At 35.7% G+C, this 24,163-nt stretch carries 30 protein-coding genes and 1 tRNA gene; 22 read left to right on the forward strand and 9 right to left on the reverse strand.

Annotated features, from left to right (window positions below; translation table 11 throughout):
• Positions 1 to 109: transfer RNA gene (locus E7Z81_RS01390), tRNA-Met, on the reverse strand.
• A gap of 160 nt (positions 110 to 269) precedes the next feature.
• Between E7Z81_RS01390 and E7Z81_RS01395 the strand changes: the two genes are divergently transcribed.
• From E7Z81_RS01395 to E7Z81_RS01405, 3 genes are all read left to right on the forward strand, one after another.
• The gene (locus tag E7Z81_RS01395; RefSeq protein ID WP_292743167.1) at positions 270 to 902 is read left to right on the forward strand and encodes a zinc ribbon domain-containing protein; all 633 of its coding nucleotides are present in this window, start codon (positions 270 to 272) and stop codon (positions 900 to 902) included.
• A gap of 86 nt (positions 903 to 988) precedes the next feature.
• A complete protein-coding gene (gene ahcY / locus E7Z81_RS01400) occupies positions 989 to 2,239 on the forward strand; it encodes an adenosylhomocysteinase (protein ID WP_292743169.1) in 1,251 nt (416 codons plus the stop codon).
• Between the two features lie 26 nt (positions 2,240 to 2,265).
• Positions 2,266 to 2,916: a DUF2119 domain-containing protein gene (locus E7Z81_RS01405; protein ID WP_292743171.1), complete on the forward strand. Its 651-nt coding sequence runs from the start codon at positions 2,266 to 2,268 to the stop codon at positions 2,914 to 2,916.
• A gap of 7 nt (positions 2,917 to 2,923) precedes the next feature.
• On the opposite strand, the gene fen is transcribed toward E7Z81_RS01405, so the two are convergent.
• Genes fen through cyaB form a run of 6 tightly spaced genes read right to left on the reverse strand, consistent with a single transcriptional unit; the run spans position 2,924 to position 8,078 of the window.
• Positions 2,924 to 3,907: a flap endonuclease-1 gene (fen, locus tag E7Z81_RS01410; protein WP_292743173.1), complete on the reverse strand. Its 984-nt coding sequence runs from the start codon at positions 3,905 to 3,907 to the stop codon at positions 2,924 to 2,926.
• A gap of 15 nt (positions 3,908 to 3,922) precedes the next feature.
• A complete protein-coding gene (locus tag E7Z81_RS01415) occupies positions 3,923 to 4,477 on the reverse strand; it encodes a chorismate pyruvate-lyase family protein (protein WP_292743175.1) in 555 nt (184 codons plus the stop codon).
• Between the two features lie 12 nt (positions 4,478 to 4,489).
• Positions 4,490 to 5,053, reverse strand: coding sequence for a chorismate pyruvate-lyase family protein (locus E7Z81_RS01420; protein WP_292743177.1), 564 nt, complete (start codon positions 5,051 to 5,053; stop codon positions 4,490 to 4,492).
• 8 nt (positions 5,054 to 5,061) lie between these two features.
• Entirely contained in the window at positions 5,062 to 6,315 is a 1,254-nt protein-coding gene (gene hacA, locus E7Z81_RS01425) for a homoaconitase large subunit (protein WP_292743179.1), read from the reverse strand.
• A gap of 9 nt (positions 6,316 to 6,324) precedes the next feature.
• Positions 6,325 to 7,488, reverse strand: coding sequence for a homocitrate synthase family protein (locus E7Z81_RS01430; RefSeq protein WP_292743181.1), 1,164 nt, complete (start codon positions 7,486 to 7,488; stop codon positions 6,325 to 6,327).
• A 41-nt stretch (positions 7,489 to 7,529) separates the two neighbouring features.
• Positions 7,530 to 8,078, reverse strand: a complete 549-nt coding sequence (gene cyaB, locus E7Z81_RS01435) for a class IV adenylate cyclase (RefSeq protein ID WP_292743183.1) — start codon at positions 8,076 to 8,078, stop codon at positions 7,530 to 7,532.
• A 507-nt stretch (positions 8,079 to 8,585) separates the two neighbouring features.
• Between cyaB and E7Z81_RS01440 the strand changes: the two genes are divergently transcribed.
• The 10 genes from E7Z81_RS01440 (at position 8,586) to E7Z81_RS01485 (ending at position 19,491) form a co-directional block, all read left to right on the forward strand.
• Positions 8,586 to 9,137, forward strand: coding sequence for a TATA-box-binding protein (locus E7Z81_RS01440; protein ID WP_292743185.1), 552 nt, complete (start codon positions 8,586 to 8,588; stop codon positions 9,135 to 9,137).
• Between the two features lie 13 nt (positions 9,138 to 9,150).
• On the forward strand, positions 9,151 to 10,815 hold the full coding sequence (serB, locus tag E7Z81_RS01445; protein WP_292743187.1) for a phosphoserine phosphatase SerB: 1,665 nt from the start codon (positions 9,151 to 9,153) through the stop codon (positions 10,813 to 10,815).
• Positions 10,816 to 10,856: 41 nt separating this feature from the next.
• Positions 10,857 to 11,018 carry a hypothetical protein gene (locus tag E7Z81_RS01450; RefSeq protein WP_292743189.1) on the forward strand — a complete coding sequence of 54 codons (162 nt, stop codon included), beginning with the start codon at positions 10,857 to 10,859 and terminating at the stop codon, positions 11,016 to 11,018.
• 143 nt (positions 11,019 to 11,161) lie between these two features.
• The gene (gene topA, locus E7Z81_RS01455; protein WP_292743191.1) at positions 11,162 to 13,327 is read left to right on the forward strand and encodes a DNA topoisomerase I; all 2,166 of its coding nucleotides are present in this window, start codon (positions 11,162 to 11,164) and stop codon (positions 13,325 to 13,327) included.
• A gap of 307 nt (positions 13,328 to 13,634) precedes the next feature.
• On the forward strand, positions 13,635 to 16,364 hold the full coding sequence (locus E7Z81_RS01460; protein ID WP_292743193.1) for an STT3 domain-containing protein: 2,730 nt from the start codon (positions 13,635 to 13,637) through the stop codon (positions 16,362 to 16,364).
• Positions 16,365 to 16,509: 145 nt separating this feature from the next.
• Positions 16,510 to 17,604 carry a GTP-binding protein gene (locus E7Z81_RS01465; protein ID WP_292743195.1) on the forward strand — a complete coding sequence of 365 codons (1,095 nt, stop codon included), beginning with the start codon at positions 16,510 to 16,512 and terminating at the stop codon, positions 17,602 to 17,604.
• A gap of 20 nt (positions 17,605 to 17,624) precedes the next feature.
• A complete protein-coding gene (locus tag E7Z81_RS01470; protein WP_292743197.1) occupies positions 17,625 to 18,164 on the forward strand; it encodes an adenylate kinase family protein in 540 nt (179 codons plus the stop codon).
• A gap of 268 nt (positions 18,165 to 18,432) precedes the next feature.
• Positions 18,433 to 18,813 carry a hypothetical protein gene (locus E7Z81_RS01475; RefSeq protein ID WP_292743199.1) on the forward strand — a complete coding sequence of 127 codons (381 nt, stop codon included), beginning with the start codon at positions 18,433 to 18,435 and terminating at the stop codon, positions 18,811 to 18,813.
• Between the two features lie 31 nt (positions 18,814 to 18,844).
• A complete protein-coding gene (locus E7Z81_RS01480) occupies positions 18,845 to 19,243 on the forward strand; it encodes a type II toxin-antitoxin system VapC family toxin (protein WP_292743201.1) in 399 nt (132 codons plus the stop codon).
• A gap of 20 nt (positions 19,244 to 19,263) precedes the next feature.
• Entirely contained in the window at positions 19,264 to 19,491 is a 228-nt protein-coding gene (locus E7Z81_RS01485; RefSeq protein WP_292743203.1) for a hypothetical protein, read from the forward strand.
• A gap of 86 nt (positions 19,492 to 19,577) precedes the next feature.
• On the opposite strand, the gene E7Z81_RS01490 is transcribed toward E7Z81_RS01485, so the two are convergent.
• Together E7Z81_RS01490 and E7Z81_RS01495 are read right to left on the reverse strand one after the other, a co-directional pair.
• The gene (locus E7Z81_RS01490; RefSeq protein WP_292743205.1) at positions 19,578 to 19,976 is read right to left on the reverse strand and encodes a hypothetical protein; all 399 of its coding nucleotides are present in this window, start codon (positions 19,974 to 19,976) and stop codon (positions 19,578 to 19,580) included.
• The gene (locus E7Z81_RS01495) at positions 19,909 to 20,169 is read right to left on the reverse strand and encodes a hypothetical protein (protein WP_292743207.1); all 261 of its coding nucleotides are present in this window, start codon (positions 20,167 to 20,169) and stop codon (positions 19,909 to 19,911) included. The genes E7Z81_RS01490 and E7Z81_RS01495 overlap by 68 nt, the downstream gene beginning before the upstream one ends.
• Positions 20,170 to 20,591: 422 nt before the next feature.
• On the opposite strand from E7Z81_RS01495, the gene E7Z81_RS01500 reads away from it, so the two are divergent.
• The 9 genes from E7Z81_RS01500 to E7Z81_RS01540 all read left to right on the forward strand — a co-directional run bounded on the left by E7Z81_RS01500 (position 20,592) and on the right by E7Z81_RS01540 (position 24,134).
• Positions 20,592 to 20,969 (forward strand): hypothetical protein, encoded by a 378-nt coding sequence (locus E7Z81_RS01500; protein ID WP_292743210.1) that lies wholly within the window; start codon positions 20,592 to 20,594, stop codon positions 20,967 to 20,969.
• Positions 20,970 to 20,999: 30 nt separating this feature from the next.
• The gene (locus tag E7Z81_RS01505; protein ID WP_292743212.1) at positions 21,000 to 21,398 is read left to right on the forward strand and encodes a type II toxin-antitoxin system VapC family toxin; all 399 of its coding nucleotides are present in this window, start codon (positions 21,000 to 21,002) and stop codon (positions 21,396 to 21,398) included.
• A gap of 201 nt (positions 21,399 to 21,599) precedes the next feature.
• Complete coding sequence (locus E7Z81_RS01510; RefSeq protein WP_292743214.1) at positions 21,600 to 21,965, forward strand: ribonuclease P protein component 4; 366 nt, start codon at positions 21,600 to 21,602, stop codon at positions 21,963 to 21,965.
• The gene (locus E7Z81_RS01515) at positions 21,934 to 22,191 is read left to right on the forward strand and encodes a YhbY family RNA-binding protein (RefSeq protein ID WP_292741871.1); all 258 of its coding nucleotides are present in this window, start codon (positions 21,934 to 21,936) and stop codon (positions 22,189 to 22,191) included. Before E7Z81_RS01510 ends, E7Z81_RS01515 begins: the two co-directional genes overlap by 32 nt.
• A 95-nt stretch (positions 22,192 to 22,286) precedes the next feature.
• Positions 22,287 to 22,724: a 30S ribosomal protein S19e gene (locus tag E7Z81_RS01520; protein WP_292743216.1), complete on the forward strand. Its 438-nt coding sequence runs from the start codon at positions 22,287 to 22,289 to the stop codon at positions 22,722 to 22,724.
• Positions 22,725 to 22,745: 21 nt separating this feature from the next.
• Positions 22,746 to 23,111 carry a DNA-binding protein gene (locus tag E7Z81_RS01525; protein ID WP_292743218.1) on the forward strand — a complete coding sequence of 122 codons (366 nt, stop codon included), beginning with the start codon at positions 22,746 to 22,748 and terminating at the stop codon, positions 23,109 to 23,111.
• A 5-nt stretch (positions 23,112 to 23,116) separates the two neighbouring features.
• Positions 23,117 to 23,701, forward strand: coding sequence for a hypothetical protein (locus E7Z81_RS01530; protein WP_292743220.1), 585 nt, complete (start codon positions 23,117 to 23,119; stop codon positions 23,699 to 23,701).
• Positions 23,702 to 23,721: 20 nt separating this feature from the next.
• Complete coding sequence (locus E7Z81_RS01535; RefSeq protein ID WP_004032463.1) at positions 23,722 to 23,877, forward strand: 50S ribosomal protein L39e; 156 nt, start codon at positions 23,722 to 23,724, stop codon at positions 23,875 to 23,877.
• 11 nt (positions 23,878 to 23,888) lie between these two features.
• Positions 23,889 to 24,134, forward strand: coding sequence for a 50S ribosomal protein L31e (locus E7Z81_RS01540; protein WP_292743222.1), 246 nt, complete (start codon positions 23,889 to 23,891; stop codon positions 24,132 to 24,134).
• Positions 24,135 to 24,163: the final 29 nt, after the last annotated feature.

Here is a 24,163-nt window from a genome sequence, read left to right on the forward strand (position 1 = left end):
TGCCGGGGGCGGGATTCGAACCCGCGATCTCACGGTATCCCAGGAATAAGCTAGAGCACGCTTTATTACCCTATGAGCCGTGCGCTCTAACCAGCTGAGCCACCCCGGCATCTAACAAATATATTTATTTTAATCATTACATTTAAAGTTTTTGTTTTTTTGGTCTATTTTTACTCCACTTTACATTTTTTGAAAAATATTTAAAAACTAAAAGTTAAAATATTACGGATTGAATAATTAGAATTATCAACTGAAAAGTATGTGATTCAATGCAAAAGTTCTGTAAAAACTGCGGGGCATACGTCGGTGAAACCACAAGGTTCTGCCCCGATTGCGGCAGGGAAGTTCAAAACAATTCCATAAGGTACTGTCCTCACTGCGGTGACGAGCTTGTAGAAAATGAATACTTCTGCAAAAACTGCGGTACAAAGCTTAAGGAACCAAAAAAGGAGAGTCTGCTTGACAGGCATAAGATTCCTATTATCATTGTTCTTGTTATTGCAGTGATAGGCGTAATTGTACTGGGCGCCGCTTCCATGATGCTTCCTTACGGGAGTCAGGAAGTCCAGGTCGATACATTTTCCTTTGAAATTCCTGAAGACTATGTTTACAATGAGGATTTAAGCAGCAGTGAAAATACTGCAGGCCTTCAATACGTCACAGGATACTGGGACAACTACGGCGACTATATCCAGATAGACGTGATGTATACGACATCCTATCATGTGGATCAAAATGAAGTCGCAAAGGAAGTCGGCGGAGAGCGCCGCAGCATGATGGGCTATGATGGTTATTACAATGACCTTTCAGATGCATATTCATTCAGTTTTGTAAAGGATAACAAGCTAATCACTATATACACTTCCAATGAGGATTTGTTCAATCAGATAAGCGTGTTGTAATCTTTTAATTTTTTTTATAAAATGATAATTTTAAAACTTATGAAAAATATATTATTAATAGTTAGTTTATTAGGAGACATGTTAAAATGAGCAAAGTTAAAGATATGTCACTTGCACCTGAAGGTGTAAGAAAAATCGAATGGGTTCAAAAACACATGCCTGTTTTGGAATCCATTAAAGCAGAATATTTAGAAACCCAGCCTTTCAAAGGAATTACTATTGGTTCATGTTTACATTTAGAACCTAAAACAATCAATTTAGGTTTAACATTAATGGCCGGTGGTGCGGAAGTCGCAATGACCGGATGCAATCCATTGTCCACTCACGATGATGCAGTTGCAGGAGCAGCTGATTTAGGATTAAATGTTTATGGATGGAGAGAACAGGATGATGAAGAATACTACCAGACCATCAACATGGTTCTCGACCACAAACCTGACATCATCATCGATGACGGAGCAGACATGATTATGGTACTTCACAATGAAAGAACTGAACTTTTAAGCCACATCAAAGGGGCTTGTGAAGAAACCACAACAGGTGTACATCGTCTTCAGGCAATGCACGCTGACGGCGCATTGAAATTCCCGGTAATTGCAGTAAACGACGCATACACTAAATATCTCTTTGACAACAGATACGGAACCGGACAATCAAGTTTCGACGCAATCATGGGAACAACCAACATGGTCATTGCCGGAAAAACCGTTGTAGTATGTGGATACGGATGGTGCGGTCGTGGACTTGCACTCAGAGCAGCAGGTCTCGGAGCAGACGTTATTGTAACTGAAGTAGATCCAATCAGAGCACTTGAAGCTAGAATGGACGGATACAGAGTAATGACAATCAGAGAAGCTGTAAAACAGGCTGATTTAATTATCACTGTAACCGGTAACGCTGACATCATCTGTGGAGATGACTTCAAATACATGAAAGACGGATGTATGCTTGCAAACTCCGGACACTTCAATGTAGAAATCAACAGGCCAGACCTTGAAGCAATTTCAACTGAAGTTAAAGAAGTACGTGAAAGTATTGAAGAGTTCACCACTAAAGACGGAAGAAAAATCTATCTTTTAGCTGACGGACGTTTAGTAAACCTTTCAGCAGCACGTGGACAGGGACACCCTGCAGAAATCATGGACATGAGTTTCGCAGTACAGGCTTTATCTGCAAAACACATCCTTGAAAACGACCTGCCTGTAGGCGTAACCAAAGCACCAGATGAAATCGACTACACCGTAGCAAGTATGAAACTCGATGCTATGGGAATTGAAATCGACTCTTTAACCGACAAACAAAAAGCTTACATGGCTAACTGGCAGGAAGGAACATAATTCCTTCAATTTTTTTTCTTTTTTTTATGTCTTATTTTAAATATATTGACAATGGTGACGGACCAACCAAACTATTCGTTGGCGGAATCCATGGAAATGAAGGTTTGACCTCTTTAAAATTCATTGAAAACATTAATGAGGATGATTTGTCCAGCGGACAGTTTTATTTTTACAATTTCGATAAGACTCCATATATTTCCACAATCAAAAAGGAGTATTATGAATCTGAAATTGGCCAGAAGATACTGAATCTGATAGAATATTTCGAACCTGATTTCTATACGGAACTCCACTGCTATAACCTTAAGAATTATGAAAAGTTAACTTCCATGGAGAGATATGAAAAAACAGGTGTTCCTCCATTGATAAAGCTTGGAAATCATGTTCTTGTATCATCAGTTTCACCGCTGATTAGAATGACCTATTTTTCAACAGATACTGTCTGCAAGACCCTGGAATTTCCATGTTTTGAAAAACTGACTCCCGAACTAATTGAAAAATATGATTTTAATGAGTCAAAAGCCATTGAGACTTATGAAGATTTGCTGAAACTTATTTTAAAATCACCTTCAAGGGATTATTTCGAAACTGCAATGTTAAAGTATTATAAGCCTCAGGTAGATTTGGCAGTTAAATTTGCAAAAAAAGTTTTCGGCGAGGATTTCCCGCCTTATTAATTAATTTTTAAAACCAGGCGTCAAGACTTCCCTGTGATGAGTTTAAATTTTTAAGTTTATCCGCTGCCTTTGACACACGTTCCTGTGAGAATCCATGTTCAAAGCATAGGAATTCTATCAGTTTATCCTGATTAGGTTTTTCCCATTTGATTTTATAATCGGTATTCACGTTATGGTTTAAGAATAGCTGTCTGACTTCATCCAAATCGTGTGTGGATTCCTTTTGAAGCTCTGCAATTTTTTCTTTGAGCTGTCCTTTATGGGCTAATTTCAGCGCAGTTTTTGCACCCACTCCTTTTAGGCCTTCACAGAAGTCTGTTCCAATCAGTATTCCCATATCGATAAGTTCTTCACGGCTGATTTTAAGTTCTTTCAATACCCTGTTCAGCTCATAGTATTCCAGATTTCCTAAATTTGAATTAACTGCCAGGTTTCTAACAACCCTTTTGGCTCCAAACAGCAGACAGTCATAATCCTGTGAAGCAACAGCATACGCATCTCCGTTAGCTACAAGATATGCGGCCTGGGCCTCACCTTCCCCTTTGGCTTCAACATATGGTATTCCCATCAATGTCAATAGCTTTTTGGAGGATTCGATAATTTCAGGAGACAGCTTTGAGGATCTCATTGCAAACTTGCGGGCCTTTTCAGTATCTCCCTCTGCAAGCGCTTCCTTGTAGATTTGTTCTGCTTCGTCACGGATTTCTCTTCTTTTGGCTTGGGTGTCACTTTTCAGTTCTGATGACTTGCCGTCAAAGACATAAATTGGCTTGATGTCCTTTTCAATCATTGATGAGTTTCTGTATAGTATTCCGCTTAAATGGGAAGTGATGTTTCCGTTCTCATCAGTCAGAGGTCTTCCGTCCCTTTGTCTGATTGTGGATAAAAATTGGTAAAGTGTATTGAAGGCATCTATGGATACCGCTCTGCCTTCCAAATCTTTAAAGTCAATTTTTTTAGGTTCAATTATGTCTTTTAGTTTTACACCCATGTTTACACCTTGAATTCATTTAAAATAACTTAAAGGGAATATCTCTCTTGACCAGAGCCTTACCTTTTCGTGCTGGCTTATGGTGTATTCTCTTCTAAGCATATCTTCGTCTGTTTTGAATAGTTCTTTAAGTATTGGTGTAGGTTTTTCAATCACGAGATTGCTGATGTCTCTGATGGTTTCAATATTATTGTCGAATATTATTTTATCTATTGTAATCTTTTCATCAAGCAGAGCCTGTTTAATTGTATCTTTAATCCTTCCTGTAGGTATCAATGACAATGCATAAAATAGAGGACGGCCGCCTTTAAACACAATGACTTCCCTGTAAATTATTTCACAGTTCTCATCCATGTCCAGATGTTCTTTTTCCTCGTCAGTGGAATTTCTGACCTCCTGTTTAAGAACGAACAGGCTTAAAGGTCCATATATTGCACTTAAAGGTGATCCGATTGGACCTAAAGAACATAAAATTTTTTGCATTGATGACAGTTCCACGCCATATTCTTTTTCGGTTTGTTTTATCAAGTTATAGGTTTCGTTTTTGATTTTTTTACCTGAGGATTCCATTTGCTCACCTCTTTATATTTCTGTAAAGTAAGAGATTGGGAATACTTCCTTAATCCACATTAACACTTCATCGTTGTTGATGATCACGTATTCACGTGCCAGCATTTCCTCCTCGGTGTGGAATAATTCCCTTAATTTAGCATTCGGTTCTTCGATGTATATCTTTCTGATTTCACGTCTTGATTCTATATTGTAGTTTTTTAATATTCTTCCTATTGGAATATCCGCTCTGATTAAATCGGCGCACACGTCATCGCTGCACCTGAAAAGAGGTATGTGTGATATTGCATATATCAGGGGTTTTGCACCCTTGTGCATCATAACCTCCCTGAAATTGATTTTTGTGCCGGCTTCTACATCGACCAGTTTTGCATGCTCTTCATCGGCATCTTCAAAGTGCTGGTCTAATGTAAACAGGCTGATTTTTCCATATAATACATCTAAAATGGCGGTTATTGAGCCGTCAGTAGTCAGCAGTATTTTCTGGGTATTTGAGAAATGCTTATTGTTTTCATTTTCAAGGTCGTTGATTTTTTCAATTAGTGGTTTGTTCGCTTCATTTTTCGCCATTGTCATTTTAATCACTATAAGTCTTTTGGATTGGTAATAACTCCTGTAATTGCTGAAGCAGCTACTACTTTGGAGTTGGATAAGTATACTGATGAGTTTGGATCTCCCATTCTTCCCTTGAAGTTTCTGTTTGTGGTTGATATGCAGCTTTCACCTTCACTTAACACTCCCATGTGTCCTCCAAGACAAGGTCCGCAGCCAGGATTGCATATTATTGCTCCCGCATCTATGAATGTGTCAATGTAGCCTAAATGCATGGCCTTTTTATAAATTTCTTTTGAAGCCGGAAGGATAAGAAGCCTTATGTCATCGCATATTTTCTGGTTTTCAAGTATTTCACAGGCATCCTTTAAATCTGACAGCCTTCCGTTGGTACATGAACCGATTAGGCACTGGTCGATTGGAGTTCCTTCAACCTTTGAAATGTCTTTAACATTATCAACATCATTCGGACATGCGATTTGAGGATCCATGTCGGTTATGTCAAAGTGCATTTCCTTTGAATATGTTGCATCGCTGTCTGATTTAACGATAGTTAGTTCAGATTCATTTTTTCCGGTTCTTTTGCAGATGTAGTCGACAACGTCACGGTTAGGTTCCATTATTCCGTTTTTAGCTCCCATCTCGATTGCCATATTGCACATGGTTGCTCTTCCTTCAACACCCATGTTTTCAATTGTAGATCCGCAGAACTCTGCAGTCTTGTAGGTCGCACCGGCAATTCCTATTTCACCTATGATGTTTAGTATGATGTCTTTTGGAGCAATGTAGGGATTGAGTTCCCCTTCAATTTCCATTCTTATAGCTTCGGGAACCATGAACCAGGTTTTACCTGTTGCCCAAACCATTGCAAGGTCGGTTGCACCCATTCCTGTTGAAAACGCTCCGAAGGCACCGTATGTGCATGTGTGTGAATCTGCACCCACTACAACCATTCCAGGTTCAACAAGTCCCATTTCGGGAACGACCTGGTGGCATATTCCTTCTCCGTGAATAAAGTTTTTAGTAATGTTCTGGGTTTTGATGAAATCTCTGCAAACCTTTTGAAACTCGGCGGAACCTATTGTATTTGCAGGGACGTTGTGGTCGAAAATGATTGCTATCTTTTCCGGGTCCCATACCTTATCCGCTACCTTTTCAAAAGTTTTGATGGCAGGGGGGCTTGTTCCGTCGTGGGACATTGCAAGGTCAACCGGAATTTCAATTATTTCGCCGGGAGTTACTTCATGTCCTGCCTTTTTGGATAATATCTTTTCTGTAATGTTCATGTTATGACCCTATTTTTTTGTATTTTTAACTATTTCTTTAAATACCTGGTCGTTAATGTATTTTCCTTCTTCCCTTTGTTTTTTAACCTGTCTTACGATTTCAATAAGCTCATCGTCACTGACGTCAAGCTCGCATTCATTCAGTTTTGCTCTAACTGCTCTGCATCCTGAATGTTTACCGAGTACGAGCTGGCGTTTCTGTCCGACAAGTTCTGGAACGTAAGGTTCGTAGCATAAAGGCTCTTCTATAACTGCATCAACGTGTATTCCTGATTCGTGTCTGAATACGTTGTTTCCTACAACAGGCTTGTTGTAAGGGATTGGAAGTCCGCTTGCTTTGGATACGATATTTGATAATTCTGTAATGTATTTGGTTTTGAATCCAAGGTCTTTTCCGTATAATATTTTCAATGCCATGATAAGCTCTTCAAGTGATGCGTTACCTGCTCTTTCACCGATTCCGTTGACGGTTGTGGAAATACCTTTTGCTCCTGCAAGAACTCCTGTAATTGAATTGATTACAGCAAGACCGAAGTCATTGTGGCAGTGCAGTGCTATGTTGATGTCAAGATCTTTAACAAGCTCCCTGACGAGATAGTCAATACCCTGCGGAGTTATTGCACCGGTTGTGTCTGCAATATGTACCCTGTCTGCACCGCATTCCTGAGCTTTTGAGTAGATACGTTTTAAAAATTCAATGTCGGTTCTTGTTGCGTCTTCTGCTGAGAATGCAACATATAAACCATGGTCCTTAGCATAGTCAACTGCGGTTTCACATAAGTTGATTGCGTCTTGTCTTGTAATGTGCATCTTATGGTCAAGGTGAATGTCTGATGTTCCGACAAATGTGATGATTCCGTCGACATCACAGTCGATTGCGGCATCGATGTCTTCAGGTTTTGTCCTGGTCAGTGCCAAAATGTCCGCATCAAGGCCTTCATTGGCTATTGTCTTTACGGATTCTCTTTCTCTTTGTGAAACTATTGGAAAACCAGCTTCAATCTGATGGATTTTAAACTGGTCAAGTTTTTTAGCTATTTCTAATTTGTCTTCAAGGCTGAAACAAACTCCCGGGGTTTGTTCACCGTCTCTTAATGTTGTATCATAAATTATAAAATCTTTAGGGAAAGCAATTTCACTTTCTTTGTTATAATGACTTATAAAATATTGCAATTTATCACTTCTAATCTATTTTAATATTATTAATATAATATTTATATATTATATAAGTTTTCTAAAAGTTCCAGATAGGAAGTTCTCTCAAAGCCTTCTGTAATGCCCAATTTTTCAAAAAGTTCGAAAATTTTATTCTGGGCCTTGCTGTAGTCTTCGCCGTCTTCAAGACCTATTTCTATTTCCATGTATGGCTCAAGACCTTCCACGTCATCAAGGGATATTTCAAAATTTTCATAGGCGTAGTACTGGCGGTTCTTTCTCACTGCCCTTACTTGTTTGAAGCCGATTTCCTTAAATATGTCTGCACACTTTTCAGAGTCTTCGATTTCCATTTCTATTTCCTTTCTGGTCTTTGATGACTTGTCTATTTTGGGGCCCTTGTAGGTTATAAATATTTTAGTGTCTTCATCTTCTTTTGTGGTTCTGATTCTCAGGGCTTCGTCGGTTTGGGCAAAATCAACTATTGGGCTGTTAAAGTAGATGTCTTCCTGAAACTCTTTTTTAGTTTTAACAGCGCCTAGCTGTGATAATTTCTCTTCAATTTCTTCGAAACTTTCAATTTTGGCTTTAACTTCAACTTCTATCATGTTATCATGCATTCGATTTTTGTATTGTTATATATTATTATGGAACTTCAATATTTAATTTTTTTAATTTTCAATTTTAGGGCCTGGCTATTTGCAGCTGCTTTATATATTAGATATTTTTTAATGCATTTTTCAATGGGTGTTGATTATATACATAATGGTTGTTCGGGCCAACCACATCGGCAGTTTTCATATTTAAAGGATTGTCATTTAAAAAATTTTTTTAAAATTAATTTCAGGTGGTGTTTTTTTCAAAAAATCAATAAAAATTAGTAACATTTATATAGGGGGTATTGTCAATATTGAAATCCGTTATATATAAACGATAGTATTTTATTTCAAAATTTTAAAATTTTTCATTTTGTTTATATTTTTCAATATATATTTTAAATAAACATACCTTTATATACTATTTAAATAATATATTTTAATAGTAAAAATTTAATACATTTTTTTGTTTTCTTAAATTTTACTGTCTACTTTTAAAAAGAAATTGGAGGTTTTGAGTTGACCGATGTTGAAATTAAAATTGAAAACATTGTTGCTTCTGCAAGCATTGGTAAAGACATCGATTTAAAAGAAATTGAAGGCTCTAATGCATTAGAGGGCGTTTCTTACAATCGTGAACAATTTCCAGGTCTAGTCTTTAAACTTCCGGAACCAAAAACCGCAGCATTAATTTTTGGATCCGGTAAACTTGTTTGTACTGGAGCAAAATCTATAGATGATTCTAAAATAGCAATCAAGAAAACTGTAGATTTAATGAGGACTGTCGATACAGACATCCCCGAAGAATTCGAAATTAAAATTCAAAACATTGTGGCTTCTGCTAACTTGGAATCCACATTAAACTTAGAGGCTGTAGCTTTAGAACTCGAAGATACTGAATATGAACCTGAACAATTCCCTGGTTTAGTATACAGATTATCTGATCCTAAAGTGGTCTTGTTATTATTTGGTTCTGGTAAAGTTGTTTGTACCGGAGCTAAAACCCGTAGCGACGCTAAATTAGGCGTCGAAAGAGCTTACGATAGATTAAGTGAGCTAGATTTAATATAATTTGGTGGTATTATTGATTAAACTTGTAGTATTTGACTTAGATAACGTTATTATTGATGGTGAAGCGATAGATGAGATAGGTAAATTAGCAAATGTTGAAGAGGACATAGCTGCAATTACTGAAAAAGCTATGCAAGGTGAAATAGACTTTGAAACTTCTATTAAAGACAGAGTTCAACTTCTTGAAGGAACTTCTATTGAAGACATTGAGAAAGTTGCTGATGATCTCCCATTAATGGCTGGCGCTGAAAAAACCATCGCATGTCTAAAAGAAAAAGATGTAGATGTAGCTATCATTAGTGGTAGTTTTGATGTAGTGGCTGAAAAAGTAAAAGATAAACTCGGTGTCGACGCAGTTTATACTAATAGTTTCACAGTCGAAGATGGTAAATTAACTGGTGAAGTGACTGGTCCTTTAGTATCTGGTTCCAAACTAGACGTATTAAAAGACCATGTTGAAGAAGCAGGAATTACTTTAGATGAAGTAGTTGCTGTTGGAGATGGCGCAAACGACATTTCCATGATTGAATCAGCAGGTTGCGGAATTGCATTCAATGCAAAAGATTCTGTAAAAGAAATTGCTGATGTAGTAGTAGATGAAAAAGACTTATGCAAAGTCTTAGATGAAATTCTTAATCAATTAACCACTGAAGAAGAAAACGAAGCTGTTGACGACGAAGAAACTGAAGAAGCTGTTGAAGCTAGTGAAGAAGCAGAAGAAACTGCTGAAGAAGCTGCAGACGAAGAAGCTGCAGACGAAGCAGAAGAAACCGAAGAAGCTAGTGAAGATGCTGCTGAAGACAAAAAAGAAGATAAAAAAGAACTTCCTAAATCTGAATTTGTTCTTGCTGACACCATGGAAGGTGTAAGAAAACAAAAAGATGAAAAAGAAGCTGAAATCTCCAAAGTTGCAGATGAAAGGGAAGAATTCAACAGAATAGCTAAAGAACAACGTAAAATACGTGATGAATTAAACGCATCATTAAAAGAAAACTTAAATAAAGCTATTGAATTCAGAAACGAGCGTAATGAAATCAACAAAGAAGTTGAAGCTGCTAAAAAGGCTCGTAATGAAGCAAATAATAAAATTAAAAGTCTCGAATGGTCTTCAGGTAAACGCGATAAAATTAAAATAGAAAATGAAATCAAGAAAATTGATAAAATCATTGAAACTCGCGTTTTAGATATCAAAAAAGAAAATCAGCTTGTTAAAAATGCAAATGATTTAAGAAAACAGTTAATGGAAATTCATGAAGATGAATCCATTAAAACTGAAGCTCAAGAACTCAAAAAAGTTTCTGAAGAAGAACATGAAAAAGTTATTTCACTTTCCGAAAAAGCTCAAGAAGCTCACGAAGAAATGCTCACCTACTTCAGAAAAACTGATGATATCAGAACCGCTGCTGACGAAGCTCATAAAAAATTCATCGAAGCACGTAAAAACGCTTCAGCTAAACATGAAGAATTTAAAGCTATCTTAAGCGACATCCATGTTATCAACAAAAAATTAGGTTCCAACAAACCTAAGAGAAGGAGAAATGATAACAAAGGTAGTTCTGGCGGTAACAAAAACCGTGAAGAAAAAGAAAGAGCTGAAGAAATCTTTGCTAAATTTAAACAAGGTGGAAAAGTTTCCACTGAAGAGATTTTACTCTTGCAAAAATATAATATAGGTTAAGCAATTAACCTTTATTTCTTTTATTTTTTTAGGGTAATAATATGGCTGAAGAAAAAATTGAAACTTGTTTTATCTGTGGTAAAAAGTTTGACATGAATAAGGCAGATTTGGCATATTACAGAAATGGCCAATTTCCAATCTGTGATTTCTGCGCTGATTTTTACCGTTTTTACAATGAGGAGTTAACTCCTAAAAAAGAATAATTACTTTTTTTAACTTTTTTTCAAATTATAAATACATTTTCGTTATTTTTCTCTACTGATTTTTTGCAATGTTGAAATAGTAATATTTTTATATTAAAAATTTCATTAAAATATTTTATAAAAAATGAGTAGGTAGAAGTATAATGCATGAAGTAATAATTTGCGAAAAGCCAAGTTCAGCTGAAAAAATAGCAAAAGCGCTTTCACCTAGCGCAAAAAAGAAAGTATACAATAAAAAAGTTAAATACTGGGAATTAAAAAGGGATTCCAAGGATATTACAGTCGTTTCCGGTGTCGGTCACCTTTATTCACTGATTCCAAAAAACGATGCAAAATACCGGGTATCATTTGATCTTCATTGGGTTCCTTCCTATGAGGCAAGCAAAAGCAGTTCCTTTACCAAAAACTATCTTAATGCTATTAAAAAAGTTGGAAAGGGCGCTGATTCATATATTCATGCCTGCGATTATGATGTTGAAGGAACATTGATTGGTTATAACGCTTTAAGATTTGCCTGCGGTGAAGATTCACTCAACAAGTCATCAAGGATGAAATTTTCAACATTAACAAAAAAGGACATTGTTGATGCTTATGAAAACAGAATCGACATTGACATGCACCAGGTTGACAACGGAATAGCCCGTCATATCCTGGATTACTATTTTGGAATGAACATTTCCATTGCTCTTTCAGACACAGTTAAAAAAACCAAACACAGATTCCTGAAACTGTCTGTGGGCAGGGTTCAGACTCCTACCTTATCCATTTTGGTAAACCGTGAAAAGGAAATCAGAAACTTCGTTCCTGAACCTTACTGGGTTTTAAGAGCTATTCTTGACTTTGAAGACATTGAAATCAAGCACGTTGACGGAAACATATTCGACAGGCAGCGTGCAGATGAAATATTTGACAAATGCAACGGCAAGGATGCAACAGTCGATGAGATTACCATTTCAAATTCAAGAACCAGGCCTCCTGTACCGTTCAATTTAAGCGGTCTTCAGGCTGAAGCATATAATGTATTTGGTTTTTCACCTAAAAGAACTCAGGTTGCAGCTCAAAACCTTTATAGTGCAGGTTATACTTCCTATCCACGTACTTCATCTCAAAAATTACCTGAAAGCTTAGGTTTTGCAAATATTTTCAAGCAACTGTCTGCAAACCACGAATTCAAAAAGCATATAGACCAGCTGCCTGCAAAGCTTAAACCTAATAACGGTAAAAAAGAGGATGCTGCTCACCCTCCTATTCACCCTACAGGAATACTGCCTACATCTAAATTAAGCAATGACGAGCAGAAAATCTATGATTTGATTGTCTACAGATTCATTGCAGTATTTTTCGATGCGGCCAAATTCGAAACCATGAAAACCGTTCTGGACATTGAAGGTGAAAAATTCAAGTTCTCAAGAAGAAGAGTAACCTACAAAGGCTGGATGGAACATTATCCATTTAAAAAGATTGATAACGAGCCTTTCCCTGAAGTTGAGGAAGGGGACTTGATGAGCGTTAAGGAGCTTATTAAGGATGAAAAGGAAACCAAACCTCCTGCCCGTTATAATCAGGCTTCTCTGATTAAGGAACTTGAAAAGAAAAACCTCGGAACCAAGGCTACCCGTGCGGATATCGTCGACAAGTTATATGACAGGAAATATATAGAAGGAAGCAAAATCGAGGTCAATGCCCTTGGGGAGCATTTGATTGATACTCTAAACACCTATTGTAATAATCTCACAAGTGAAGAGCTTACAAGGGATTTGGAAAATAAGCTTGAAGGCATCAATCAGGATGAAACCACCCGTGACAGCGTTGTCAATGAAGGAAAAAAGGATGTCAAGGATATTCTCGTTGACATTAACAATAACATTCAGGGAATCGGTTCCAAACTTTATGAGGCTTATCAGGCAAGTAACATTGTCGGAGAATGTAAATGCGGTGGAAAGCTTGTTAAAAGATCCGGCCGTTACGGAAAATTTGTCGGATGTACCAACTATCCTGACTGCAACGTTACTTATTCCCTTCCGCGCAATGCATCTGTCATCAAAAAGACATGTGAGAAATGTGGCCTTCCTATGATTGTGGCCGGCAAAGGCAGAAACAAGAGGGAAATGTGTCTTGACCCTAACTGTGGTAAGGACTCAAACACCAAATCCCATAATCCTGAAGAGGTCGGTGAGTGTCCTAAGTGTGGCAAGACCCTTTTGAAGCGTTCCGGAAGATTCGGTGATTTTGTTGGTTGCAGCGGATTTCCGAAATGTAACTTTACATGTTCCCTAGAGGAGCTTGAAAGCAAATTAAATAATTCATAATTTTGAATTTAAATTATATTTTATTTTTATTTAAGTTTACATTACTCTGAATTATTCTTAACTGTTCGTTTAGGGATTTAAATTCAGATTTATCTTTTTTTATTTATTTTCCGTTTTGTTGAATATTGTTATTTTTCTGATATGCACAATACTTAATAATGTTAAAAAATATAAATATATCTTAATAAAAATATTATCCCTTTTATTAATATTTTTATTTAATATCGATATTAAATTTAAAAAATGAACTTAATATTATTCGATTGTTTCGACAATCTTTAACAAAAAAAGTAAACGAGGATTTTTAATGAATAGAGAAAATTTAATGACAGTGGCTAAAGGAGCGCTTATCATAATCATCCTATTAGCTTTTGTCTTTGCATTAAAAGTTCCTGCAGCCGATTTGAATGGTCTTTCAGACGATATCAAGGGAGAATATATAGATTCTTCCGGTCTGCCTTACTTCAGTGAAATGGATTCATATTATAACTATAGGCTGACAAATGACTATGTCGAACACGGTTTTGTGGGAGATGAAATGGTAAACGGTAGTGAGTGGGATATGCATAGGTATGCTCCTACTGGTAATCAGATTAATTATGAGCTGGGAATTGTATATGTTACATCGTTCTTCCATAATATGTTCCCTGATCATTCAGTAAAAGAAATCGCATTCTGGACTGGTGCGATTATTTCAACTTTGGCAGTAATTCCTGCATTCATATTTGCAAGAAGACTGACAAATGACTGGGGTGCAATAGTTGCAACATTAATCATAGTTCTTGCACCGAACTACTTTGCGCACACATTCCCAGGATTTTTCGATACAGATATGTTCTACTACATATTTTCGCTGTTCTTTATATTCTTCTTTGTAGAGAGTATACGGGCAAAGAACATTATATTCAAGATTATATTCGCAATATTTTCTATCCTATCAATCGGTCTGTTCTCAATTTCATGGACTGGTTATATCTTTTACATAGGTGTAATGGGAATATTCTCAATTGTTTATCTAATTGCATGTTACATATTCAATGTCGGTGATGAAAGCCCTGATGAATATCCAAGTAAAATACAGTGGTTTATTCGTCAAAATGCATTGCTGTCAATTGTAATTTTAGGCGTAATTGGAGTCATAGGTCTGGCTATTTTCAGAGGCTTCTCTGGTGTAACCGGATTATTCGGAAGTTTATTAGGCTTGCTTTCCTTGCAATCCGCTTCAAGGGTAGTCGGCGGATTCCCGAACGTACTTGTTTCTGTTGCAGAGATGCAAATGCCAAGTTTACTTGGTGGAGGAATGGCTTCTGCATTTTTAGCAAATACCAACGGTGTAATTAACGGTATCGGTGGTATTTCAATATTATTCACAGGTTTAGCAGTATTATACACTTTAGTCAAAAGGGTTTTCGGACTCAGAAAAGCTAGGGTAAAAACAAATAATACAACAACCAAAAAACCTCCGAAAGGAAAAAGAAAAGCTTCAGCTAAGAAAATTGATGACGAACGTAAATTTAAATTGAATGTTGGCAGTTTCGAATTCGGTTCTACCGATGAACTTTTAGCTTCAAAACAGACAACAGTTTTATACGCATGTCTGTTTGTTGTTTGGGTAGTTCTTACCGCTCTTGCAGTAAGTAGAGGTTCAAGGTTCATTACCACACTCGTATTACCATTCGCACTCATGACTGGTATATTTGTAAGTCTTGCAATCGACTACATCAAAAACAGACTGTCCAATGACAAACTCATTGTTGGGGCATTCTTCCTTACAGGTTTCCTTGCAGCTATACCTTTAGCTCAAATCAATTCCATGTACGGAATATTAATGTTTTTAGCTATTGTCGTAATCGGTTTAATCACTGTTTATGCAATCAAATCCAATTCAGCTGACAAAAAAGTACCTCTTAAAAAATACGTTCTTGTAATTGCACTTGTGCTTGCACTGATTTCACCATCCATATGCGGCGCTTATCAGACTTCATATGGTGTTGTTCCAGGTACAAGTGACCCAATGTGGAACGCATTGGAATGGGCAAATGAAAACACTGACAATGATACCGTACTCACATCCTGGTGGGACTTCGGGTACCTGTTTGAGGTTGCAGCCGACAGACAGGTAACCTTCGACGGAGGTTCTCAATCAGGTGACCGTGCATTCTGGCTGGGTCAGGCGATGACAACAAGCAATCTGGAACTGTCAGCCGGTATCTTCAGAATGCTGGATACAACAGGTACATTGGCTCAAGAGGCATTGATTAACTATACAGGTGATTCAGGTAAAGCAACTGATATATTAATCGATATCTTACCGAAAACAGCAAGTGACGCTCAAAAAGACTTGACAAGTAAGTATAAATTAACAGCTGAACAGGCAAGCACTGTAGTTAACTACACTCACCCTGAAAACCCACGTCCTGTAATATTCGTGGCATCTTCAGATATGCTTACAAAAGCGGGCTGGTGGACCTACTTCGGAGCTTGGGACTTTGAAAACCAATCTTCTGAAAACTACAACTACTACATGCCTCAGCCTGGTACTCCTTCATCAGTTGAAGTACAGCCTGGTCAAACCAACAAAATCCAATTGCTTGACGACCAAGGTATGACAATCAACGCTGTCATAAGCAGAGGTACAGGCAACAATACAACTACAGCATATACTGAAGCGGTTTACAGCCAGACTGGTGAGCAGATTATGATCAATGACACTCCGTACAACCCATTGAACATTTCACATATAATGGTAATTGAAGACGGTTATGTCATGAAAAATGAGTCCATCGGCAGTGTTAAGGACGCTAACTTCACACTCCTTCTGATGGGTAACGATAATCAGTACACACCTATCCTTATGAGCAATGAATTGAGAAATTCAATGTTTACTCAACTGTTCCTTTTAGGTGGAGCCGGTCAGGACATCTTTGAAAATGTTCACGTGGAAAGCGGTGTAATGCTGTTCAATGTAAACTTCAACAATACTGTTGCTGGTGGAGGCTCCGGCAGCAGCTCAACTACAAACACAACACAAACTTAGATTAGGTTTTTCCTAATCTCTATTTTTTTATTTTTTTCAATATTTTGTTTCGATACTGCTATTTTTTCAAAGTATTTATATGATATTAACAACATAAATTAAGCTATAATATATACTTTTTATTAATGATTATTGTGGCGATTTTATGGGTATAGAAGAGAAAATTAAAGATATTGAAGAGGAAATTCAAAAGACTCCATATAATAAAGCTACTTCACACCATATTGGTAAACTTAAAGCAAAATTATCAAAATTAAAAGAAGAATCATTGCAACGTAGCAGCGGAGGATCAAAAGGCCAGGGTTTTCATGTAAAAAAATCTGGTGATGCTACAGTTGTGCTTGTAGGTTTTCCTTCTGTGGGCAAATCTACATTACTGAATAATATTACTAATGCTGAAAGTAAAGTTGGAGCTTATCAATTCACAACATTGGACATTGTTCCAGGTGTAATGGAACACAAGAACGCTAAAATTCAGGTTTTTGACATTCCTGGAATTATCACAGGTGCAAGTAGCGGTAAAGGAAGAGGTAAGGAAATTTTATCCGTTGCAAGAACTGCAGACTTGATACTTGTTGTTCTTGACACTTTCAATCCGCAGCACATCAATGTTATTCTTGATGAATTGAGGGCCATTGGAATCAGGCCGAACGAACAGCCTCCTGACGTTACTGTCAAAAGGAAAAAACTGGGCGGTGTAAAGGTATCATCAACCTGCCCGTTAACTCACATGGATGAAAAGACAATCAGGTCAATCCTCAATGAGTACGGATATATTAATGCGGACGTTCTTTTCAGGGACGATGTGACAATGGACCAGTTTATTGATGTGCTTGACCGAAATAAATCATATGTTCCAATGCTTGTTCTATTAAACAAGGTGGATCTTGTAGATGAAGCATACCTTGAAGAGCTTAAAAAATACATTCCGGAATTCATTCCGATTTCCGCAGACAAGAACACTAATATCGATGAGCTTAAAGACGTAATTTTCGATAATCTTGACCTGGTCAGGGTTTATCTTAAACCTCAGGGCAGAAAAGCGGACATGGAAGATCCATTGGTTATCAAGAAAGGCTCTACAGTCATTGATGCATGCAGAAAATTGCACAGGGAATTCGTTAAAAATTTCCGCCATGCAAAAATCTGGGGAACCTCAGTCAAGTTCCCAGGCCAGAAGGTAGGTCCCGACCACGTACTTGAAGATGAGGATGTTTTAAGGATTATTCTTAAAAAATAATTCTTTCTTTTTTGATTTTTATGAGCGAAGCTATTTTTATAACAGGTACTCCGTGCACAGGAAAAACCACAGTCAGCGAATTGTTGTGTGAAAAATTAAACTGCAGGCTGATTAAGATTAACGATTTGGCAATTGAAAACGATTTTGTTTTGGGAATTGATGATGAGAAAGGCTATAAGGTCATTGACATTCCCGCCTTAAATGAAAAGGTAGCTGAAATCATTAGTGAAAGTGATGAGCTTCTTATTTTTGAAGGGCATCTGGCACATTTGTGTGACGGTGCAGATAAGGTAATTGTTTTAAGGGTCAGACCTGAAATTCTGCGCTCAAGACTTGAAGGACGTGACTATTCTGAAGCTAAAATCCGTGAAAACCTTGAAGCCGAAGCAATGGGAGTCTGCACAGCAGAAGCATATGACATCTATGATGAAAACATCTCAGAAATTGATGTAAGCGATTTGACAGTTGAGGAAATTGTTGATGAGCTTTCAAGTGTAATTTCAGGTGAGAAAACTTATCCTGCGGGTGAAGTCGACTTCATGGACTGGCTGATTTCATAGTGAACTATCATTTCACAGCAATTTTACAAAATCATAACAATTTTATTAAATCGCTTCAATTTTTCTAAATGACTACAATTTAACCTATTTTTTTAATTTTTGATTTTAAATTTCATTATATTGAATATGCACGTCTGTGACTTTTCATACTTGAAAAATATTTATATACGTGCGAGTTAAATTATAATGTATAGGTTCTTAATTTCAAGTGAATGTCCTGCATTAAATTTTTAAATGATTTAACTCATATGAATTATCAAGTGAGAACATGGCCGAAATTAATGTAAAAATCAATGATGAATTAATTGAGGATTTGTCTGAGGTTTGTTTAAAGAACAACTTGAATTTGGAAGAACTTGTATTGAATTATGTCCAACAGGGTTTGGATAATGATAAAGGAGTTGATAATATGTCAATGATAAGTTTGGATAGAGATGTAATGGAAAAAGTGAATATTGTGGTTAGATTAACTGATCAGACTCCTGAAGAAGTTGTAAATGATGCCTTGAGAGATCAATTAAGGACAGTTGAAGATGTCCCTGATAATGTTGATTATGAAAAAATTTGGAATGCTCTTGACCATGATAAACCTGAAGGCGATGATATTTTGGATAATCTTGTTCGTCTTGGTGAACAGAGTATAGATTAAATTCCTTATTTAACACCACTGGGGAATTTAAATGATTTTTTTAGATAGTTCATATATCAAAGGTTTGATGATTAAAAGAGATCCTCATAAGAAGTTTTCTAATAATATTCGGCCTTTTTTGAAAAATGAGACTAAAGTTATCAATATCACCGTACTCGTTGAAGTGTTAAATTCTCTAAAAAAGAATAATTTTCAGGGCAGCATAAATGATATTATCAATCAATTGCTCAATCTTGATATTTTTGATTGGTTAAGTGTTGAAGATTACAAATCTGCTGCTGAAAAATTCAAATATTATAATGGTAGTGTTAATTTTGCAGATTGCACTATATTAGTTACTATGGAAAAATACGGAATCACAAAAATTGTTACTACTGATTCTGATTTTGGAAAAATCCGTGGTATACGTAGAATAAGTGGGATTTTTTAAAATATTGTGGAGTTGGTAGTGTGGCTACAATAACAGTTGATGAATCAATAATGGAAAAAATAAACATTAGATGTAAACAGTTAAACTGTTCTCCTGATGAACTGGTTAATGATATTCTATATGCTCATTTGAGGCATGTTGAAGAAATTCCTGATGATATTGATGCCGAAAGAATCTGGAATTTGCTTGAACATGACAAACCTGAAGGTGATGACATTTTAGATAGGATTACTGACATGTTTGACTGAATATTTCAAGCATATCATTTAATCGAATTGCTTTTGATAAAATAATGGTTGAAAGGATATATTGGTATCCTTTCTTATTTATTCCATTATTTTTTTACTTTAACGCTTTTTTTAACTGTATCTTTAACGTATGTTGCAGAGTAAGTTACTTTTTTACCAACTTTGAGTTTTTTCAAGACACTTGATTTGATGGTTACTTTTGCAACACCTTTTTTATCGGTTTTTGCTTTGAAAGTTTTGCCGTTGAACTTAAAGGTAATCTTTTTGGATTTAAGGAATTTTCCTTTTACCTTCTTAAGTGTTGCAGTTAAAACTAATTTTTTAGCTGATTTTTTAACGGTAACTTTTTTAAGTGTTAAAATCTGTTTTACAGTTAATTTTTTAGTCACTGTTTTTCCGAGAACTGTGGCTGAAATCTTATAGGTTTTTGGCACCTGTGTTATTTTTAGACTTGCAACACCTTTGCCGTTTGATATTGGAATCATTTACAGATAGTGCTTCATTGTCAGCTTCTGTCTTTAAAATTTCGTTTGTCTTTAGATTTTCATTTGACAATTCTATTGATGAATCGTCCGCACTCAGTGAATCATCTGTAATGTTGTCTGATGCACTAACTGCACTTATTGTAAATATGGTCAGTAAAAGTAAACTGACTAAAAGTAGTTTTTTAAACTTCATGTTTTATATTTCTTTAAGATTTTTATAAAAAAACAATATTATTCAATTAATAATAGTATAAGGCATTTTTAATGTTTTTGACAACAGTTGCAAAATTTTGAATTTTATTTTATCATGTGGGATGATATCTTGCAGACGAAAATAATCAAAGTGGTGGATTTCAATTCTTGATTTTTATTTCACAACAATTTTCTATAATGGGAGCAATTTTCATAAATCATAACAATTTTTCTTTTTTAGGTCAATATTTAATTAAAATTTATATTTTTTTATAATGCACGCTTATGCAATTGTGTATTTCGAAAATATTTTATATATTCGAATTTAATATTAACATGATTGTTCTAGCTAGTTCAAGCATGTTTAGAAGTGGTTAACATTAACTCTTTTGATGGTTTGAACAGATTATGTGTTGTGGTAATATGGCTAATATATGTTTAGATATTGATGATGACTTATTTGAAGAGTTAAAAAAACAGGCTTTTAAAAATAATTTAAATTCGGATGATTTAATTGAAAAATACATCCAGAACGGATTAATTAATAAAGAGGTTGAAAATATGCAGTCAGTTCAGATACCTGATGAAATAATGGAAAAGATGAATGCTAGATGTAGTGAACTTAAATGTAATCCTGAAAAATTGATTCATAGTATCCTTTTTGATTATCTAAAAAAAGTTGAGTGTATTCCAACTACTATTGATCGTGAAAAAATGATGATGATGCTTGAACAGGATAATCCTGAAGGCGATGATATTCTGGATAATCTTGTTCGTCTTGGCAGACAGGGATGGGATTAAATTAATCTAAACACCACGTGAGGAATTTTCATGATTTTTTTAGACACATCATATATTAATGGATTAATACTCAATAACGATAACTATGCCAGTCTTTCTAGAAGTATGAGGCCATTTTTAAAAAATGAGAGAAAAGTAACTAATATCACCGTTCTTCTTGAAGTTTTAAATAGTATCAATAAGTATAATTTTTTTGGAGACCTTGAATATTTAAAAAATCAATTGATAAATCTTAATGTTTTTGATTTTTTGACTTGTGAAGATTATGAAAGTGCATTTGAATTATTTAAATTCTATAACAAAAGCTTGAATTTTGCAGATTGCACAATACTTCAGACTATGCAGAATCATGGTATTTCCAGAATTGCATCATTTGATTCTGATTTCGATAAGATTAAAGGTATTGAAAGAATATATGGGTTTTATTAACCCTTTATTTTTTTTCAATTTCATTAATTTTTAAAGGAATTTTCAAATAATCCATAACCTTTATTAATAGCAATAAACATAATTATTCTTAATATTCATATTAACCTAAGGTTATTCTAACTATGGTTTTTGTTTTAATTTGCGCAAATCATTTTAATTCAATTTTGAATATTATATCCTACATTTTAAAGGAGGATATTTTTGAGTAGAGGAAAACGACCAAAGTGGATGATTGATATAGCGATTGAAAGAATGAACATTCTTTTTGAGCGTGCCGAGATGGAATTCATCACCCATCCGGAAAGGTCCGATCGCTATGTTGAGTTAGCATTGAAATTGTCCACAAAATACAATACCAAAATCCCTGAGAAATGGGCCAGAAGGTATTGCAAGAATTGTAAGAGTTTCCTTTATCCTGGCCATAATTGCACCGTCCGGCTGGTTAACTCAGAAGTTAACATTTTTTGTGGTGAATGTGGTCATGTCATGAAAATTCCTTATCACAAGGAAAAAAAGTTAAAAAGGAGAGCTAAATATGAGTCAAAGCAAAAAAGAAATGATGAATAGAGCTCTTAATGCGATGACAATCAACATTGGTAAAAGCGGCGTCAACGATAATGTTATTGAAGAAATCAAACGTCAGCTCAAGGCTAATGAGATTGTTAAACTTAAATTTGCAAAGAATATCGCTAGAAATAAAGATGATTACATAGATGAAATAGTCTCTAAAACAAGAGCACAGCTCATTGACGTTAGAGGCCATGTTGCTGTAATCTATAAGAAAAAGCCTTAAACATTTTAAATTTAGAGTTACAGGCCCTATTTTTTAGGTCTTAAATTTACAGTGGATTAAGCTACAATTATTTAATAAAATATTGGAGAATTAATATGACTACTGTATTTGATGTACCTGCAGATTTATTAATTAAAAAAGTCGCAGAAGAATTTAAAAATAACGAAAAAATCAATTCCCCTGCATGGTCCAATTTTGTTAAAACCGGTGTTCACAAAGAAAGAAAACCTGAAGACAAAGATTGGTGGTTTATTAGGACTGCTTCTATTATCAGAAGAGTTTACATGGATGGTCCTGTAGGAGTAATGAGTTTAAGAACTTTCTACGGTGGTAAAAAAGACCGTGGCGTACGTCCTGAAGTTTTCAGAAAAGGAAGCGGATCCATTATCAGAACCGCACTTCACCAATTAGAAGACGCAGGATATGTAGAAAAAGTTGAAGGTGGAAGAGTTGTCTCCCCAGCAGGAAGATCATTCTTAGATAAAATTTCTGCTGAAATCATCAAAGATATTCCTGAACTTGAAAAATACTAATTATATTTCGGAGAGTTTGATATGAGCGATTTAGATGAAATTCGTCGTAAAAGAATGGCTGAATTACAAGCTCAACAGGCTGCTATGCAAAATCAGCAAATGCAGCAACAACAGGCTGCTGCTCAAGCACAACAGCAAGAAGCACAAAGACAACAGTTCGAAGCTCAGAAAAAACAAATTTTAGGTCAGATAATGACCCCTGAAGCTCGTACTAGATTGGGTAACCTCAAACTTACAAAACCTGAACTCGTAAATCAGATTGAACTTCAACTGATTCAATCCGCTCAGGCCGGAAGCTTAAGAGGTAAAGTCACTGATGAGCAATTGAAAGTATTGTTACGTCAAATTGCCGGTCAGAAAAGAGAAATTAAAATTACAAGGAAATAATATCGATGAAAGCAGCTGTTTTATATAGTGGAGGTAAAGACTCATCCTTTATGGCTGTAATGCTTAAAAGGTTAGGAGTCGACGTTGAACTTTGCACTGCAAATTTTGGCGTTTACGATTCATACATTCCAGCTAGTAAATCAGCGAAATCCCTGGGATTTGAACACAGGGTTCTCAACCTGGACATTGACATTCTCGACAAGACTTGCGATATGATTATGGAAGACGGATTTCCAAACGACGGAATAAAGTACATCCATGAAAGTGTTGTTGAACAGGTTGCCGAAAAATATGATATTATTGCCGATGGGACAAGACGTGATGACAGGACTCCCAAATTAAATGTTAATCAGATAAGAAGCCTTGAAGACAGAAAAGACGTTCAGTACATAAATCTGGACAGTTTCGGTCATAAGTCTGTAAAGTTCATAACCTCAAACCTGTTTGAGATTTCACATGAAAAGTCCAACAAGGACAACAGTTCAGACTATGAGGTCGAAATCAGAACTCTGATTGACGAGAAGGGAGGAAATTCACTTGACATTTTCCCTGAACATTATCAAACTCGTGTTATAGGATATAAAAAATAATTATTATTACAGGTGAGAAAATGAGTAGAAATAAACCATTAGCTAAAAAATTAAGAATGGCAAAAGCAAACAAACAAAATAGGAGAATTCCAATCTGGGCTTATGCTAAAACTAACCGTAAACTTAGATACAGACCAAAACCTAGACATTGGAGAAGAAACAGTCTTAAATTATAAGAGGGGTTAAAATGGAAAGAGTTTACACAATTCCACTTAGAAATGTAAAAAATGTCAAAAGGACTATCAGAGCTCCTAGAGCTATTAGAGAAGTTAAAAACTTCTTAATCAAACACATGAAAGCTGAAGAAGTTAAAATTGATGAATCTATCAATCACGCAATTTGGGAAAGAGGTATCCAAAAAATACCTTCCAAAATCACTGTAAAAGCAGTTAAAGATGATGATGGTGTAGTGACAGCTACTTTAGCAGAATAGCTATAAGTACCTTCGCCATATATTTGATT

Origin of the sequence: Methanobrevibacter sp., from assembly GCF_015062935.1 — an archaeon.
Lineage (GTDB): Archaea > Methanobacteriota > Methanobacteria > Methanobacteriales > Methanobacteriaceae > Methanocatella.

Excerpts from the sequence above, each read along its gene's own strand:
- E7Z81_RS01520 (WP_292743216.1), top strand. The coding sequence starts at position 22,287 with ATGACTACTGTATTTGATGTACCTGCAGATTTATTAATTAAAAAAGTC.
- cyaB (WP_292743183.1), bottom strand. The coding sequence starts at position 8,078 with ATGATAGAAGTTGAAGTTAAAGCCAAAATTGAAAGTTTCGAAGAAATT.
- E7Z81_RS01405 (WP_292743171.1), top strand. The coding sequence starts at position 2,266 with ATGTCTTATTTTAAATATATTGACAATGGTGACGGACCAACCAAACTA.
- fen (WP_292743173.1), bottom strand. The coding sequence starts at position 3,907 with ATGGGTGTAAAACTAAAAGACATAATTGAACCTAAAAAAATTGACTTT.
- E7Z81_RS01530 (WP_292743220.1), top strand. The coding sequence starts at position 23,117 with ATGAAAGCAGCTGTTTTATATAGTGGAGGTAAAGACTCATCCTTTATG.
- E7Z81_RS01495 (WP_292743207.1), bottom strand. The coding sequence starts at position 20,169 with ATGAAGTTTAAAAAACTACTTTTAGTCAGTTTACTTTTACTGACCATA.
- E7Z81_RS01540 (WP_292743222.1), top strand. The coding sequence starts at position 23,889 with ATGGAAAGAGTTTACACAATTCCACTTAGAAATGTAAAAAATGTCAAA.
- hacA (WP_292743179.1), bottom strand. The coding sequence starts at position 6,315 with ATGAACATTACAGAAAAGATATTATCCAAAAAGGCAGGACATGAAGTA.
- ahcY (WP_292743169.1), top strand. The coding sequence starts at position 989 with ATGAGCAAAGTTAAAGATATGTCACTTGCACCTGAAGGTGTAAGAAAA.
- E7Z81_RS01450 (WP_292743189.1), top strand. The coding sequence starts at position 10,857 with ATGGCTGAAGAAAAAATTGAAACTTGTTTTATCTGTGGTAAAAAGTTT.
- E7Z81_RS01480 (WP_292743201.1), top strand. The coding sequence starts at position 18,845 with ATGATTTTTTTAGATAGTTCATATATCAAAGGTTTGATGATTAAAAGA.
- E7Z81_RS01525 (WP_292743218.1), top strand. The coding sequence starts at position 22,746 with ATGAGCGATTTAGATGAAATTCGTCGTAAAAGAATGGCTGAATTACAA.
- E7Z81_RS01535 (WP_004032463.1), top strand. The coding sequence starts at position 23,722 with ATGAGTAGAAATAAACCATTAGCTAAAAAATTAAGAATGGCAAAAGCA.
- E7Z81_RS01500 (WP_292743210.1), top strand. The coding sequence starts at position 20,592 with ATGGCTAATATATGTTTAGATATTGATGATGACTTATTTGAAGAGTTA.
- E7Z81_RS01420 (WP_292743177.1), bottom strand. The coding sequence starts at position 5,053 with ATGACAATGGCGAAAAATGAAGCGAACAAACCACTAATTGAAAAAATC.
- E7Z81_RS01515 (WP_292741871.1), top strand. The coding sequence starts at position 21,934 with ATGAGTCAAAGCAAAAAAGAAATGATGAATAGAGCTCTTAATGCGATG.
- topA (WP_292743191.1), top strand. The coding sequence starts at position 11,162 with ATGCATGAAGTAATAATTTGCGAAAAGCCAAGTTCAGCTGAAAAAATA.
- E7Z81_RS01505 (WP_292743212.1), top strand. The coding sequence starts at position 21,000 with ATGATTTTTTTAGACACATCATATATTAATGGATTAATACTCAATAAC.
- E7Z81_RS01415 (WP_292743175.1), bottom strand. The coding sequence starts at position 4,477 with ATGGAATCCTCAGGTAAAAAAATCAAAAACGAAACCTATAACTTGATA.
- E7Z81_RS01490 (WP_292743205.1), bottom strand. The coding sequence starts at position 19,976 with ATGATTCCAATATCAAACGGCAAAGGTGTTGCAAGTCTAAAAATAACA.
- E7Z81_RS01460 (WP_292743193.1), top strand. The coding sequence starts at position 13,635 with ATGAATAGAGAAAATTTAATGACAGTGGCTAAAGGAGCGCTTATCATA.
- E7Z81_RS01475 (WP_292743199.1), top strand. The coding sequence starts at position 18,433 with ATGGCCGAAATTAATGTAAAAATCAATGATGAATTAATTGAGGATTTG.
- E7Z81_RS01465 (WP_292743195.1), top strand. The coding sequence starts at position 16,510 with ATGGGTATAGAAGAGAAAATTAAAGATATTGAAGAGGAAATTCAAAAG.
- E7Z81_RS01395 (WP_292743167.1), top strand. The coding sequence starts at position 270 with ATGCAAAAGTTCTGTAAAAACTGCGGGGCATACGTCGGTGAAACCACA.
- E7Z81_RS01470 (WP_292743197.1), top strand. The coding sequence starts at position 17,625 with ATGAGCGAAGCTATTTTTATAACAGGTACTCCGTGCACAGGAAAAACC.